Origin of the sequence: Lactococcus formosensis (assembly GCF_018403745.1) — a bacterium.
GTDB lineage: Bacteria > Bacillota > Bacilli > Lactobacillales > Streptococcaceae > Lactococcus > Lactococcus formosensis.
Genome location: NZ_BOVP01000006.1, coordinates 1 through 14748 on the forward strand (window position 1 = coordinate 1; position 14748 = coordinate 14748).

14 protein-coding genes and 1 pseudogene are annotated in these 14748 nt (G+C 39.4%); 3 read left to right on the forward strand and 12 right to left on the reverse strand.

The window, feature by feature from the left end:
- Positions 1–241: 241 nt before the first annotated feature.
- The 6 genes from KJS37_RS07675 to KJS37_RS07700 all read right to left on the reverse strand — a co-directional run bounded on the left by KJS37_RS07675 (position 242) and on the right by KJS37_RS07700 (position 7382).
- Complete coding sequence (locus tag KJS37_RS07675; protein ID WP_213496699.1) at positions 242–1708, reverse strand: AcpB/EbpR/MafR family transcriptional regulator; 1467 nt, start codon at positions 1706–1708, stop codon at positions 242–244.
- 158 nt (positions 1709–1866) lie between these two features.
- A complete protein-coding gene (locus KJS37_RS07680) occupies positions 1867–3078 on the reverse strand; it encodes a voltage-gated chloride channel family protein (RefSeq protein ID WP_213496701.1) in 1212 nt (403 codons plus the stop codon).
- A 253-nt stretch (positions 3079–3331) separates the two neighbouring features.
- Positions 3332–3571, reverse strand: a complete 240-nt coding sequence (locus KJS37_RS07685) for a DUF896 domain-containing protein (RefSeq protein WP_004257921.1) — start codon at positions 3569–3571, stop codon at positions 3332–3334.
- A gap of 16 nt (positions 3572–3587) precedes the next feature.
- Entirely contained in the window at positions 3588–5621 is a 2034-nt protein-coding gene (gene glyS, locus KJS37_RS07690; RefSeq protein ID WP_213496703.1) for a glycine--tRNA ligase subunit beta, read from the reverse strand.
- The gene (gene glyQ, locus KJS37_RS07695; protein WP_017369700.1) at positions 5621–6589 is read right to left on the reverse strand and encodes a glycine--tRNA ligase subunit alpha; all 969 of its coding nucleotides are present in this window, start codon (positions 6587–6589) and stop codon (positions 5621–5623) included. The genes glyS and glyQ overlap by 1 nt, the downstream gene beginning before the upstream one ends.
- A 13-nt stretch (positions 6590–6602) precedes the next feature.
- The gene (locus KJS37_RS07700; RefSeq protein ID WP_213432715.1) at positions 6603–7382 is read right to left on the reverse strand and encodes a formate/nitrite transporter family protein; all 780 of its coding nucleotides are present in this window, start codon (positions 7380–7382) and stop codon (positions 6603–6605) included.
- A 317-nt stretch (positions 7383–7699) separates the two neighbouring features.
- Between KJS37_RS07700 and KJS37_RS07705 the strand changes: the two are divergent.
- A pseudogene (locus tag KJS37_RS07705) lies at positions 7700–8721 on the forward strand (alpha/beta hydrolase).
- A 36-nt stretch (positions 8722–8757) separates the two neighbouring features.
- Here the strand turns inward: KJS37_RS07705 and KJS37_RS07710 are convergent.
- Together KJS37_RS07710 and KJS37_RS07715 are read right to left on the reverse strand one after the other, a co-directional pair.
- On the reverse strand, positions 8758–9780 hold the full coding sequence (locus tag KJS37_RS07710) for a DUF475 domain-containing protein (RefSeq protein WP_017369703.1): 1023 nt from the start codon (positions 9778–9780) through the stop codon (positions 8758–8760).
- Positions 9781–9792: 12 nt separating this feature from the next.
- Positions 9793–10416, reverse strand: a complete 624-nt coding sequence (locus KJS37_RS07715; RefSeq protein WP_213496705.1) for a YigZ family protein — start codon at positions 10414–10416, stop codon at positions 9793–9795.
- Between the two features lie 54 nt (positions 10417–10470).
- Here KJS37_RS07715 and KJS37_RS07720 point away from each other — a divergent pair, with 54 nt between their 5' ends.
- The gene (locus tag KJS37_RS07720; RefSeq protein WP_213496707.1) at positions 10471–11727 is read left to right on the forward strand and encodes an ATP-dependent helicase ComFA; all 1257 of its coding nucleotides are present in this window, start codon (positions 10471–10473) and stop codon (positions 11725–11727) included.
- Positions 11724–12368, forward strand: a complete 645-nt coding sequence (locus KJS37_RS07725) for a ComF family protein (RefSeq protein ID WP_213496709.1) — start codon at positions 11724–11726, stop codon at positions 12366–12368. Before KJS37_RS07720 ends, KJS37_RS07725 begins: the two co-directional genes overlap by 4 nt.
- A gap of 2 nt (positions 12369–12370) precedes the next feature.
- Here KJS37_RS07725 and KJS37_RS07730 read toward each other — a convergent pair whose 3' ends face one another.
- From KJS37_RS07730 to KJS37_RS07745, 4 genes are read right to left on the reverse strand one after another with little or no spacing between them, the layout of a single operon-like run.
- Complete coding sequence (locus tag KJS37_RS07730) at positions 12371–12832, reverse strand: diacylglycerol kinase family protein (RefSeq protein WP_017369707.1); 462 nt, start codon at positions 12830–12832, stop codon at positions 12371–12373.
- Positions 12816–13304 carry an rRNA maturation RNase YbeY gene (gene ybeY, locus KJS37_RS07735; RefSeq protein ID WP_014024619.1) on the reverse strand — a complete coding sequence of 163 codons (489 nt, stop codon included), beginning with the start codon at positions 13302–13304 and terminating at the stop codon, positions 12816–12818. Before ybeY ends, KJS37_RS07730 begins: the two co-directional genes overlap by 17 nt.
- A 9-nt stretch (positions 13305–13313) precedes the next feature.
- Positions 13314–13787, reverse strand: coding sequence for an NUDIX hydrolase (locus tag KJS37_RS07740; RefSeq protein WP_213432720.1), 474 nt, complete (start codon positions 13785–13787; stop codon positions 13314–13316).
- Position 13788: 1 nt separating this feature from the next.
- Entirely contained in the window at positions 13789–14748 is a 960-nt protein-coding gene (locus tag KJS37_RS07745) for a PhoH family protein (protein ID WP_004257953.1), read from the reverse strand.

Here is a 14748-nt window from a genome sequence, read left to right on the forward strand (position 1 = left end):
GTGCTGTGCTGTGCTGTGCTGTGCTGTGCTGTGCTGTGCTGTGCTGTGCTGTGCTGTGCTGTGCTGTGCTGTGCTGCTAGATTATAAGACATAATATTACTCCTGTCAATTCTAGATATCTTTCAGTTAACGAAAAGACACCGATATAACATCATTGTAATATTTTTGTTAACAAAAGCAAAATTATTTCCATATAAACAAATAAAAAAGAGACAGACTGCCTCTTTTTCTATTCTGATTCTCAAGTGAGAATTGCTTTCTTTTGAAATTTTTCTTTCTTCAAGGCTTCGATACAGGTCAGTAACTCTTCAAAGTCATAATCGCTGGAAAACTCGGAAAGAATATAGACAAACTTTCGACTGTCATTTCTTTTACTTGAGATAAGCAGATCGTAACTCTGACCTTCATGATAATGCTCTAGCTTTATCTTTTCTACTGCTCTAAGACGATTTTTAAGATAGTGTTCCATAGGGATTTGATAAGCTGGCGTATCAGACAAGTCATAAGCCACCGTCAGTTGTTGAGCAGATAAAAGTTCAAGTAACATCAAAGCATTACGATAGCCAAAGATGAGTTCAGGCAAATCCTGTTCTTTTGGAATATAACTTAAGGCAATGTTTTTAAGATTATCAAGTAAATCCTGAAAACTTTTATCAACCCAGTTTTGCTTATGCAACAGTAAAGCTTCTTGGCTCTTAGTAAAGAGGCTGCCTTGGAAAAAAGCGAACTTATTATTCACTTGAGCCAGCTGATAACTGATGGCTTTTTCCTCTTCAAAACCCAAACGATGAGGGCGGTAGTGGTTAAGCATACGTTCTCTTAAAGAAATATTCAAAAGCACTGTAGGGATCTTTTTACTACGAAAGATGTCAAAGCGATAATAACTTTCTTTATCTAAGATAAAAAAGGATAAGATAAAACTGTAGAAGAAGATTGTCTCACAATTATTCTTACTCTGTTTATCATAAATATATTGGTAAAAAAGAGAGTCCAACAACTGATAAAGGTGGTCATCTTGATAGATTTTCTTTATTTCCAAAGAATTAGTGACTTGGATATCTATAAGCTTGCGCCTTTTTTCTGTAATTGCTAACCAACGATAAAGTTTATCCTGACTGCTTGCCGAAAAATTAACTTTTAAGCTTTCTTCGAGTTGCAGAACAAAATCAACTTGAAACTTCGTGACTTGAAGCAACTCTGGACGAAAATTAGGATGAATCGAGTCAAATAGCAAATAGTAAAAATAACGAATCTGACTTTCTTCCCCCACCAACTTATTGTTTTTGATTTGAATCTCGAACTCTTCTAAAAGTTTATTGAGCTCTTTAATTTTGCGAAACAAGGTAGATTCACTGAGTAGTAAGGCTTCTGCCAATTCAAAAATCATATAATTCTTTTGTTCAAAAAGTAAGAGAAGCAAACGATATTTGACGCTATCGTGGATTAAAAAACTAATAATCTCATCTAAGCTCTGGGTGTCCGCCATGTTTAGGACAAGTTTATTATCCTGTCGCAGAACTTCCATAGGCGTCCCCATCACCTTTCCCAGATAAGAGATGTCCTCTAGGTAACTTTCAACTGATGGACGCGAGAGATTTACCCAATCACACAGTTCTTGTGCTGTTACCTTATCATGTTTGATGACCAACTGACGTAGAATCTTAACCTGTATTTGCTCTTTCTTTTCAAGTAAAGCTTCAATATTCACAGCTGACCTCTTCTTTTCTAAGCCAATATTTTTTCGTAGGCGTTTTCATATTCTTATTCTATTTTATCACTTCACTATAATTTGTGATCAAAAATTGCTCATTCTAGACATACGAAAATAGACAATAAAAAGAATAAGACCAAAAGTCTCATTCTTTTTTAAACATCTAAGTTGAGTTTCCCTTGTGCGTATATCGAAGCATTGCCATTGAGAATATAGGCGATTGTAACGATCGGTAAGATATATTGGACCGTACCGAAGCCAAAGACTTCTGCAGCAATGAATATGGAAGCAAAGTAAGAGTTTGTTGCTGAAGAAAAGACGGAAACATAACCGGCAGCAGCAACTAAGCCGACAGGTAAGCCCAAAAGTACAGCCAAGGTCGCACCTAAACTTGCACCAATCGCGAAGAGCGGTGTCACTTCCCCACCTTGAAAACCTGCTGAAATACTTAAGACCGTAAAGAGCAGCTTCAGAAGCCAATCGTAGGCATTGATATGCTGCCCATTAAAACTCATCGAAATTAGATTCGTCCCTAGTCCTGCATAACGATCAAGATGGATAAAGATAAGACCCAAGCTCAAAATCAGACCCATAAGTAAAATGCGGCGATAAGGGTTAGATAGCTTGCTCGCCATATAAGTCTTCATAAAGGCTAAACCTTGGGCAAAGATGCGACCGACTAAGCCGAAAAAAATGGCCACGATAAGAAGCTTTAGAAGCACCAACGGATCAATAGTTAAGTCGGTATTGACCGCAAAGGAAAATTTTTCTAAGCCTAAAGCATGAGAAGTCGCACTAGCTACATAAGAACCGACCAGGGCGGGGAAGAGAGCCATATATTCGATCTTGCCCACCATCAAGATTTCAATAGCAAAGAAAGTTGCAGCAATAGGGGTTTGGAAGAGTCCTGCAAAACCAGCTGCCATCCCCGTAATCAAGAGCACTTTTTGTGCTTCTTTGGAAGATAGTTTACTTCCCACTGTATGACCAATCGTAGCACCAATCTGGACAGCTACTCCTTCTCGACCGACACTTGCACCAAAGAGATGTGACAGCCAAGTTGAAAAGATAATCAAGGGCACTAAGCGTTTAGGGATATCTTCTCGCCCCTTATTTCCAGCTTCAAAAATTAGACCCATTCCTTTTTGACTCTCTTTACCAAAACGTTGGTAAACATAAACAATCAAAAGACCAGCTAATGCTAAAAAAGGAAGAAAATACAAGGGATGTGCATCACGTGTTTCAGTAATATAAATCAAGCCACGCCCAAATAAAGCATCAACAGCTCCAATGATTACCCCAATCACAAGAGCTAATACGGCATAAAGTATAGCCCATCTTGATATTCCAATTTTTATATTTTTCATTAAAAGTAATTCCTCTTACCTGTCTAAATAATAACAAGGGTGCAGAAATCAAACTAACTTGATTTCTGCCTAAATAAAATGCCCAGGCAATTCTGATAGGAATTGTCATCTAACATTATCAATTTGTCAAGATAGATTCCTGACCAATAAGGTGCTCTAGAAATTCTCATAGGAATTTTCAAGCAGCATTAACTCCTTCAGGAGCTAATCTGGGAGCATATTAAAACAGGCCGAGCACAATGCTCGACCAGCTTTAATCGCGCATACCTTTGGCACGTTGAATGTCTTTAAGTTTTTCTGGTGTGATGTCTTTTCCATCTTCATCCACCAATTTTACTGCTTCAACTTGACCGCGGAGATTTTCACGTACGCTATCAAGATAAATACGGCGCAATTCAGCACGTTCTGCAGTTTCGGCTTCTGTTAGTCCTTCTGCTTTGTGTTTACGTGCAAGCTCATTGATACGTTCTACTTGTTCATTTGTGATTGCCATAAGACCAATATCCTCCTTATTTTGTATTGATTAAACTAAAGTCAGCCATTGTTCCTGTAAGTGCTGACAGCTCTGTAAGCAAGGCCAGACGATTGTGGCGTACTTTTTCATCTTCTGCCATAACCATTACATTTTCAAAGAAATTGTTAATAGCTGGAACACCTTTGTTGACAAGAATATCATATTTTTCAGAGGCAGACAAGTTTGCCCAACCTGCTTTAAGTTCTTCTGTAGCTTCGTAAAGCATGCCTTCAGCATCGTTCTCAAAGAGTTCAGAAGAAACCGTACCGACATGATCGGCTTTTTTCGCCAAGTTGATCACACGTGAAATATTTTCAATAGCTGGTTTAAAAGTTTCTTCGTCCTTATAACTGTTAAGCATTGGCGCAATTTCCATCATGTTAGCAATATCCATTGTATCTGCCGCAATTGTTGCTTCAACAATATCGTGACGGATTTTCTTATCCAGTAGAAGTTTTTGCACACGACCTTTGAGGAAATCAATAACTTGCTCTTTATTTTCATAATCAAGTGCGGCGATAAACTCAGAAAAGTCAAAGTGCCAGTTGAATTTTTCAATAATACGTGTCAATCCTTGCGCTGCACGACGCAAAGCGTAAGGGTCATTTGAGCCTGAGGGAATTAAGCCTGCACTAAAGAATGAAAGAATGCTGTCGATTTTATCTGCAGCAGCCAAAACACTTCCGACAGCAGTTTCCGGCAAATCCCCTTCAGCAGATACAGGCATATAATGCTCACGAACTGCTGCTGCTACATTAGCATTTTCACCTGCAAGAAGAGCATATTTTTCACCCATAACGCCTTGAAGTTCATCAAATTCACCAACCATACCTGTCAAAAGGTCAAATTTGTAAATATCTGCTGCACGCGCTACATCCGTCTTTTCAGTTTCTGTCAGATTGGCAATATCTGCCAGATGTGCTGCAATAGCTTTTGTACGGGCCATATGTTCTGTGATTGAACCGATTTTTGCATGGAAAGTTACATTTTCAAGTTTCTTCACAAGATCTGCAATGTTTAATTTTTGATCTTCTTTCCAGAAAAACTCAGCATCTTCCAAACGAGCAACCAAAACTTTTTCATTACCTAAGATGACATTCTTCATGCCTCCAGCATTACCATTACGCACGGAGATAAAGTGCGGGGCAAGCTTGCCATCTGCAGTATAAACTTCAAAATAGCGTTGGTTATCACGCATTGACGTAACCAGAACTTCTTCAGGAACTGCTAAATATTTTTCGTCAAAGCTTCCGACAAAAGCTGTTGGGTACTCGACTAGGTTATTGACTTCTTCAAGAAGTTCAACGTGTTTTTCGTCTGAGAGCTCAACTTTCCAGCCACGTTCAACTGCAATTTTTTTGATTTGTTGGGTAATCTCAGCTTTACGTGCTCCAGCATCAACCATAACAAAATTATCAGTCAAAACTTTGGCATAATCTGTCGCATGTTCAAGCGTAAATACTTGGTTTGAAAGGAAGCGGTGACCACGTGTTGTATTTCCTGCAGTCACATCAAGAATGTCAAAGGGAACCACTTCGGCATCTAGTAAAGAAATCATCCATTGGATTGGACGCACGAAAAGGAAGCTATTATTTCCCCATTTCATGTAAGTTTTGAACTGCATTTTAGAAATGACTTCATCGCCAACTTTTGTCAATATTTCTTGTGCAGCTACGCCCGCGATATGTTTGTTTGCGAAATAGTAATCGCCCTTGAGGACCAATTCGTCAGGTGTTACGCCTTGTCCACGAGAGAAACCTTGAATGGCTTTTGACCAGTTTCCTTCAGCATCTTTAGCAATTTTAGCAGATGGACCTTTGACTTCTTCGTCCATTGCTTCGGAATTTTCAGCAAGTCCTTCCACCAAAACAGCCAAACGACGTGGTGTTGAAAATTTGCGGATAGCATCAAATTCTAAACGGTTTTCATTCAAAAAGTCCGAAAGACGTTCTGCCAATTGATTGATTGCAGGTGTTACCAAGTGGGCTGGCATTTCTTCCAAGCCAATTTCGAGTAAATAGTTTGCCATTATTTTGCCTCCTGTTCTTCTGCCAATTGTGCCAGAACTTTTGTATACTTCCCTTTTTCTCCCAAATATTTCTCACGTAAATCTTCATCTTTCAAAAGTGGGAAGCCAAGTTTAGCACGTTCTTCGATAAATGTTTTGGCAACTTTACGCGCCATTGTACGTACACGGTGCAGATAACCCGCACGTTCAGTTACAGAAACAGCACCACGTGCATCCAAAAGGTTAAAGGTATGAGAGCTCTTCAAGATAAAGTCATAAGCAGGGTGAACCAAACCTAAGTCCAGTAATTTAAGTGCTTCTGCCTCGTACTTGTTAAACAAGTCTAAAAGCATATCTTGATCAGACTCTTCAAAAGCAAATTTTGAGTGCTCAAATTCTGGTTCTTTGAAAATATCACCATAGAGTACGCCATTTCCCCATTCAAGATCGTAGACACTGTCAACTTCTTGAATAGCTGTTGCCAAGCGTTCTAGACCATAAGTAATTTCAGAAGTTACAGAATCCACTTCAATACCACCAACTTGTTGGAAATAAGTAAACTGTGTACACTCTTGTCCATCAATCCAAACTTCCCAACCAATACCGGCACAACCCATTGATGGATTTTCCCAGTTATCTTCAACAAAACGAATATCATGCTCCAAAGCATCAATACCCAAGGCAGCTAAACTTTCCAAGTAAAGTTCTTGGATATTTTTTGGCGAAGGTTTCATCACCACTTGAAATTGGTGGTGTTGGAAAAGGCGGTTAGGGTTTTCACCATAACGTCCATCTGCAGGTCGACGTGAAGGTTGAACATATGCCGCTGACCAAGGTTCAGGACCATTTGAACGCAAGAAAGTATAAGGACTCATCGTTCCTGCACCAACTTCGTTATCGTAGGCTTGCATCAAGTTTGCACCTTGCTTAGACCAAAAAGCCTGCAAAGTCAGAATCATATCTTGAAATGATAATTTATTATTTGACATTTAATTCTCCTTATTATTTATTAAGTTCATTCATTTGGCGTTTATATCCAAGGAAGTAGAAACCAGCAACGAAAATCACACCACCGATGATGTTTCCAGCATAGACAAGACTGAAATTGCGGATGAATTCCATCCATGTTGCGCCACCTTCAAAAATTGCTGCTGGGATGGCAAAAGCATTTGCCACACTGTGCTGGAAACCAATCGCCACAAAAGCCATTGTCGGGAACCAGATTACCATTACTTTTCCAGCCGCATCTTTGGCTCCGTAAGAAAGCCACATCGCAAGGCCTACAAACCAGTTACACCCTACTCCAGAAACCAAAGTCTGAAGCCAAGTTGCATTTATTTTCGAGTGCGCAACGGTGATTAATTCCTCACGGTACACACCTGTACTAGTCAACCCAACAATGTGTGCAAAAAAGAAAGCCACAAAGAAGGCACCCAGAAGATTAAAAATCGTGATGACAATCCAGTTTTTGAGCAAATCTGAAAACTTTACTTTCTTTGCAAAGAATGATACAGAAACAGCCGTCATATTCGATGTGATGAGCTCGCCACCGCCCATGAGAATAACAATCAAACCAATAGGAAACACTGCTGCACCGATAAAACTTGCCAAACTTCCAAGATCATCGACTACACTGGATATGACACGGATATAAAGCAGATAACCTAAAGAAATTAACGCTCCTCCAATAAAGCCAAGTACAGCTTTCTCTAACATCGGTCGTTTGACCTTTTCTTGTCCATGGTGAATAGTTGCAGCCAGTATTTCTGCTGGATTCATCATAATATTCTACTCCTTAAAATAATATAAAAACCGCGCAATACCCCTGTCCTAAGACAAAGGGTGCTATGCACGGTTCCACCTTTATTTTTTACTTCATTCGTATTGCGATGATTTTGGGCCATTTTAAATCTCGGCTTTCACTGTCCCGAGTCGCTTGCTTTACCTTAAAATTGTAGTCCTTTTTGTTCGAAATGTCAAGGCTAGGCTTTAAGTTTTTAAAGTTTCAGATTTAAAGCACTAAAACTGTGATTCAGCTTGCTGAACCCTGTTTCAAAAATCATTTGCATCATGCAATAATTTGATATAATGAGTCCATCATGAAAAAAATATTTAAGATTATAAGTTTATTGTTAGGCTTTCTTGTGGTATTAATTTTAGGAGTGGTACTGGTGTTTAATATCTCCCCACGTCCCGGAGCATTTGTGATCAACCGTCTTTTTGCTAAAAGTGGCGGAAAGATAACAGATCAAAATACCTATGAGGCTAACAAGAAAAAGGTCCTTTTGAAAAGTGACATCAGCTATAATTCAGACAAAAAAAGAAATACCTTTGACATTTACATGCCACAAAATACCAAAGGCCCTATTCCAGTAATTATCTGGGTTCATGGTGGTGCTTATGTCGGAGGAAATAAAACTGATGTTAAAGAATTTGCCACCAGGATTGCGCATGATGCTCAAGTTGCTGTTATCTGTCCTAATTATGCACTTGCACCTGATGCACAATATCCCAGCCAAGTTCAGCAAATAAACGAATTGATAAAGGATTTATTCCATCATCAAGATAAATATCCTTCTCTTGATTTCACTCAAATTATTCTTGGAGGTGATAGCGCTGGTGCCCAAATTGCAGCCCAATATGCAGCTATCCAAACCAATAAACCTTATGCGAACGCATTAAACTTCGCCCCCTCCTCACTAAGCAAAATTTAAAAGGTGTCATCTCTTATTGCGGCCCTGTAAACTTACAGGAAAAGGCACATGATAACTCAAATAATTTATTGCTTAAAGCATTCACCAAAACTGTGGCTTGGTCACTCTTAGGTACAACAGATTGGAAAACCGATACACATCTAAAACAAGCAAGCGTGGTTCCAGCCGTAACAGAAAACTATCCGCCCACTTATATTACGGATGGAAATACTCTTAGTTTCGCTCCAGAAGGTGAAGCATTGGCAAAGCGTTTAAGGGAGTTAAACGTTCCTGTATCCGAGCTTTTCTTTAGTGATTCCAATAAAAAAATTGGACATGAGTACCAATTTGATTACCGTACGAAAGAAGCACAACTCTGCTACGAGCAAACCCTCCAATTCATTCAAGAAAATACCGTACAACATTAAAAAAGCTGCACAAGGGGTGCAACTTTTTTTATTTGATTAATGTGTTCGATTGTAAATAATACTTGAGATAAAGGATAACACGATAATAATCCCGCCAAGTAAACCTGTCACTGCCTCACCAATTTCCCAATGGATACTTGCCAAGATCAGAATGGCTAAGGTAAGAATCGCCCAATGCGCACCGTGTTCTAAATAAACAAGTTCATTCAGTGTTCCTTTTTCTACCAAGTAAAGGGTCAGTGAGCGGACAAACATTGCCCCGATAACACCGAGTCCAAGTAGAATAATAATAGGGTCTGAGGTAATAGCGAAGGCACCAATAACACCATCAAAACTAAAGGAAGCATCAATAACTTCGAGGTAAAGGAAGAGCGAGAAAGCTGCTCTTCCCACAGCGTAAGTCGTCTGACCTGCTGTTTCGGTAGGCATATGCTCGGTCATCATATCGCCAAAGCCATTCACCAACATATAAGTTACAATCCCCAAAACACCTGAGAAAAGAACAGTGTGTGCATCAGCTGCAATAAATTCAGCAGTCAATAAAAGAATAAGCATTGAAATTATCGCATTTGCTGCGGGGAAATGGCCAATCTGTTGCAAGACTTTCTCGGGTAATTTTAGCCATGTATGTGCCCTTTGATCAAAGAAAAAACCAAGTGCAAGCATCAAAAGAAACATACCACCAAATGCAGCGATTGAAGGATGCGCATGGTGCAAAATATAACCGTAGGTCCCTGGAACACTGGGATCACCTTTTTCTAAAGCTAAGCGCATGGCGCTTATCGGATCCAGTTTTGCGGAGACACCAACAATCAAAAGCGGAAAGACCAAACGCATCCCCACAACAGCAATCAAAATCCCCACCGTCAAAAATATTTTACGCCAAGCATGGCTCATACGCTCCAAAATACGTGCATTAACAATGGCATTATCCATGGAAAGTGAAATTTCCAATACCGCTAGGATAGCTGTAATCATTAAGCCATCCCATCCAGCGTAGAGGTAAGCAATAATCAATGCAATAATACTAACAATAAACGAGCTTCTAAAAATTTTCATAAATTCCTTTTTCTAAATATCAACTTCCACCAGGTGCTTGTCCCCTTTTGCCACGGAAATTTTTCCACTGAACTGTTCAATCAAATCGGCCAAAAGTTGGTCGGACTTATCCAAGTCAACAAAGAGCTTGACCGTAACATCGGAGAGAAATTCACTTTCTGAGATAATTAAGCCTTGGGCGCTCAAAAAGCGTTGCAGCCCGTCATAGTTCCCGTAATCAAGAGTCAAGATTAATTGCTCCTGTGTGACAAATTTGACCAAACCAACCTGATCTAGAGCATGACCGACACTCCCCGCGTATGCACGGATTAAACCACCAGCACCGAGTTTAATACCCCCAAAATATCGAGTAACAACTGCACAAACGTTGGTAATTTCTCTTTTCTTAAGAATTTCCAGCATAGGTACACCAGCTGTGCCAGAAGGTTCTCCATCATCACTTGAACGCTGAATTTCCTGACGGTCGCCTAAAGTGAAGGCTGAACAATTATGATTTGCCTTATGATGCTCTTTTTTGATTTCTGAAATAAAGGATCGTGCTTCTTCCTCAGTATAAACGCGCTTCAAATGGCAAATGAAGCGCGATTTTTTGATTTCTTCTTCTGCAGTGAAATCCTCTTTTATGGTAATTATCATAAATAAATTTTATCAAAAATAGTGAAAACATGCGACTTTTTTCGTCTTAAAGATATGAATGAATTATACGGTAGACTTCTTCTGCAAAAAGAATTGACGAAAATACCAGACGAAGTCATACTTTTTGATGGTATGAAAGAAGTTTCAAAAACGATTATCATGTGTAACCGCTGTGGTAAAAAGAGTAAGAAAAAAGAGGTTTATCTCCCCGTTGGTGCTTATTATTGCCCGCATTGTATTCAGATGGGGCGTGTTCGCTCTGATGAAAAACTTTATCACCTTCCACAGAAAAATTTTACTGCAGTTTCTTGTCTAAAATGGCAAGGAAAGCTCACAGGTCCTCAGCAATATCTCTCCGATAATTTACTTAATCTGCATCGGCAGCAAAAAACAGTGCTGGTACAGGCTGTAACAGGGGCAGGAAAGACGGAAATGATTTATCAAGTCATTGATGCCACCTTAAAGAAAGGAAAAGCTGTGGGTTTGACGAGTCCACGCATTGATGTTTGTCTAGAACTTTACTATCGCTTAAAGAGGGATTTTTCCTGTCCCATCTCGCTTTTGCATGGAAAGGGTGAGAAATACAGCCGTTCTCCTCTTGTAATTGCAACCACACATCAGCTTTTACGTTTTCGTCATGCCTTTGATTTACTCATTCTCGACGAAGTTGACGCTTTTCCATTTCCAGATAATGAAATGCTTTATTTTGCGCTGGCTCAAGCTCGAAAACCTTCTTCAAGCTTGATTTATCTTACTGCAACAACCACCAACAATTTGGAAAAACAAGTCAAGTTGGGGCAAATCGAAAAGTTACAACTTCCCCGACGCTTTCATGGTTTTCCACTAGTACTTCCGCAATTTTTTTGGCAGAGCAAGTTTTACAAGATGATCAAAAAACAACGCGAATCTGGTTTACCATTACTTATCTTTGCCCCTGAAATAAGGCTGGGAGAAAAACTGTGCCAAGACTTACAAAGCAGTTTTCCTCATGAAGAAATTGCCTTTGTTGCATCAACGAGTCTTGAACGCTTAGAGTCTGTGGAACGTTTTCGACACGGAAAAGTTTCTATCCTTGTCTCAACGACTATTTTAGAACGTGGCGTAACCTTCCCTAAGGTTGACGTTTTTGTATTTCAAAGTCACCACCATAATTTCACAAGATCAAGCCTCATCCAAATTGCCGGACGAGTAGGTCGAAGTACCGAAAGACCTGACGGCAAAGTGATTTTCTTTCATTTAGGAAAAACAACAGCAATGTTGGAAGCTTATAAAGATATCAGAAATATGAATAAAGCAGGAGGTTTCCAATGATTTGTTTGCTTTGCCATGCTGAGTACACTCTTGAACCCACCTTTCATCAGCTTTTGCTCTTAAAATTACCCTCTCCCGGAATTTGCACAAGTTGTCACAATCAGTTTCAACAGATTACTACTCCTTATTGCAGCCGCTGCTATAAGCCAGACATAAAAGATGTCTGCTCTGACTGCAAGATTTGGGAAAAGGAAGGCATTATTGTAAATCATCAAGCTGTCTTTACCTATAATACAGCTATGGAAGACTTCTTTAGTCGTTATAAATTTATGGGAGATTATCGCCTACATCATGTTTTTAACAAATATTTTAAAACAGAAAGAGGCTATACAATTGTTCCAATTCCTGTGAGTAAGCAACGTTTTCAGGAGAGGGGCTTCAATCAAGTTATTGCACTTCTACACTCCCTTCCCTTCTCTTCTCTTTTAGAAAAAGAAGAAGGCCCTACACAAAATACACGTACCAGAAATGAACGTCTTAAAAACAAAAATACCTTTACTTTAAAAGCAAGGGTAAAAGTACCAGATAAAATTTTACTGGTGGATGACGTTTATACTACCGGTCGAACGCTCCAACATGCTATAGCTGTCTTAAAACAAGGAGGGGCTCAGGAAATCAAAACCTTCTCTTTGTGTCGTTGACTTTAAAAAAATAGGTGCCAAATTTTAGGTAAGAAGATAAACGCAGCAACAATCACGGCAAAACCAGAAATGACTAAAACAGCTCCCGCGGCCATATCTTTAGCTCTTTTAGCGCGCAAATGAAACTGGTAATCAGCAGCCAAATCAACCACATTCTCAATAGCTGAATTGAAGAGCTCTGCCATAAAAACCAAAAAGATGGCAAGAAAAAGGAAGAGCCACTCAAATTCTCGAATTTGCAAAGCAACACCCAAGATTAAAGCCAGAACACCAGAAAGTGTATGCTTGCGCATATTTCTTTCTTCTTTAAATGCTGTCCAGATACCCGTGATTGCGAACTCCATACTGGAAATAACATTCGTATTTTTCCAACGCTTACGCTGAGTATTCTCAGGGACGTCACCGTCTGCAAAGTCTTCCTTATTAAAAATTTTTACATCTTTTTCGTTATCTTTTAAGTCCATAAGCAGTCAAAATCTCCTCCTGAAGTCCGAACATTTCTGCTTCTTCTTCTGGAGAATAATGATCGTAGCCATTAATATGTAAGAAGCCATGTACAGCTAACCAGCCATATTCACGTTCAAGGGAATGTCCATAATCTGCTGCTTGCTCGGCAGCTTTATCGATTGAGATAAAGAGCTCACCAATAAAAGGATCAAGCTCATCCATCAACTCTTCTGGAATATCCATATCTTCATCAAAGAAAAACTCATCTTCATCCGGTTTATATTCAAGCGAGATAACATCCGTAGGTGCATCTTTCTCCCTATATTCCAGATTAATTTCTTGTGAACGTGCATTATCAACGAAAGTAACAGACATTTCTTTTGAGTCGGCAAGCTTTATATAATCTGCAGCAAAGCTTAATAACTTTTCAGTTTGCTCAATAATTTCTTTTGAAACTTTTTCCGTTTCATCAACTAATTCTATATACATTCTTTTCCCTTATATATTTTCGATGTTCTCTCTCATTTTTCTCGCAAAATCTAAGAGCGGTGTTCTTGTCGAAGGCATAATATTTTCTGGCAATTGGTCAAATGCAAACCATTGTGCATCCAGAACTTCGCTTTCTTCAAAAACCATTTGTCCTGAAAAATCCTTGCTGGCATAAACAGTATCCACGATATGTACTTCATCACCATTTGGATAGCAGAAATGCTGTTCCTCTCCAGAACACACGGTAAATAACTCCATGTTTTCTACAGTCAAACCTATTTCTTCAAAAAGCTCTCTGCCTGCAGCTTCTTCCGCTGTTTCTCCAGGTTCAATTGAACCGCCGTGATAAGACCAACACCCTGTATCCTTACGTTTCTGCAGCAAGATTCCATCTTCATTATAGATAATTATGCTGGCACATGCAACGACAAGTGGGCGCGGGCCCACTATTTTACGTAAGTCGAGAACATAACCTTCAGACATCTTACTCTCCTTTTTTCTCGTAAGCATTAATAATTTGAGCTACAACAGGATGACGGACAACGTCCTTAGCTGTAAAGTAGACAAAATCAATACTATTTAAACCAGAAAGTTTTTCTTTTGCGTCAATCAAACCAGATTTGGCCTTAGCAGGCAAATCAATCTGTGAAATATCACCATTAACAATCATCTTTGAGTTGAAGCCTAAACGTGTCAAGAACATTTTCATTTGCATCGTTGTTGTGTTTTGTGCTTCATCCAAGATAACAAAGGCATCATCTAAGGTACGCCCGCGCATATATGCTAAAGGTGCTATTTCAATAATCCCACGCTCCATCATACGTTCTGTTGCATTTTTTCCTAAAATCTGGAACAAGGCATCATAAACAGGGCGCAGATAGGGATCTACTTTTTCTTGTAAATCTCCCGGTAAGAACCCCAGATTTTCACCAGCCTCAACGGCTGGACGTGTCAAAATAATTCGTTTTACCTGACCATTACGCAATGCTTGAACTGCCATAACGACAGCCAAAAAAGTTTTCCCAGTCCCAGCAGGACCAATGCCAAAGACGACATCGTGCTGTTTCACACTGTCTACATAAAGCTTTTGCCCCACATTTTTTAACCGAATTGGCGTACCAACAGCATCTTTAGTGAGTTCAATTTCATAAAGTGTGATGAAATTTTCGATGTTATCTTCAAGCACCATTTTAACTGCGATCATCGCATCAGAACTATGAACAGGTAAACCACGAGAAATCAAAACTAAAAGAGCCTGTAAAACTTTACGTGCCTGCTCAGGCGCTACTTCATTATCAGCAAAAATCTGTACGCGCTCCCCGCGATAATTTATATCAACAGCAAGTTGAGATTCAATCAACTGTGCATTTTTATCCTGTGAACCAAAAAGTAAAACTGCATCTTCTGGATTTTCCAACTTAAATTCTACGGAATGTCTAGCCAA

What these genes read in the sequence shown, in the direction of transcription:
- KJS37_RS07680 (WP_213496701.1), bottom strand. Translation starts at nt 3,078, where the DNA reads ATGAAAAATATAAAAATTGGAATATCAAGATGGGCTATACTTTATGCC.
- KJS37_RS07685 (WP_004257921.1), bottom strand. Translation starts at nt 3,571, where the DNA reads ATGGCAATCACAAATGAACAAGTAGAACGTATCAATGAGCTTGCACGT.
- glyS (WP_213496703.1), bottom strand. Translation starts at nt 5,621, where the DNA reads ATGGCAAACTATTTACTCGAAATTGGCTTGGAAGAAATGCCAGCCCAC.
- glyQ (WP_017369700.1), bottom strand. Translation starts at nt 6,589, where the DNA reads ATGTCAAATAATAAATTATCATTTCAAGATATGATTCTGACTTTGCAG.
- KJS37_RS07700 (WP_213432715.1), bottom strand. Translation starts at nt 7,382, where the DNA reads ATGATGAATCCAGCAGAAATACTGGCTGCAACTATTCACCATGGACAA.
- KJS37_RS07710 (WP_017369703.1), bottom strand. Translation starts at nt 9,780, where the DNA reads ATGAAAATTTTTAGAAGCTCGTTTATTGTTAGTATTATTGCATTGATT.
- KJS37_RS07715 (WP_213496705.1), bottom strand. Translation starts at nt 10,416, where the DNA reads ATGATAATTACCATAAAAGAGGATTTCACTGCAGAAGAAGAAATCAAA.
- KJS37_RS07720 (WP_213496707.1), top strand. Translation starts at nt 10,471, where the DNA reads ATGAATGAATTATACGGTAGACTTCTTCTGCAAAAAGAATTGACGAAA.
- KJS37_RS07725 (WP_213496709.1), top strand. Translation starts at nt 11,724, where the DNA reads ATGATTTGTTTGCTTTGCCATGCTGAGTACACTCTTGAACCCACCTTT.
- KJS37_RS07730 (WP_017369707.1), bottom strand. Translation starts at nt 12,832, where the DNA reads ATGGACTTAAAAGATAACGAAAAAGATGTAAAAATTTTTAATAAGGAA.
- ybeY (WP_014024619.1), bottom strand. Translation starts at nt 13,304, where the DNA reads ATGTATATAGAATTAGTTGATGAAACGGAAAAAGTTTCAAAAGAAATT.
- KJS37_RS07740 (WP_213432720.1), bottom strand. Translation starts at nt 13,787, where the DNA reads ATGTCTGAAGGTTATGTTCTCGACTTACGTAAAATAGTGGGCCCGCGC.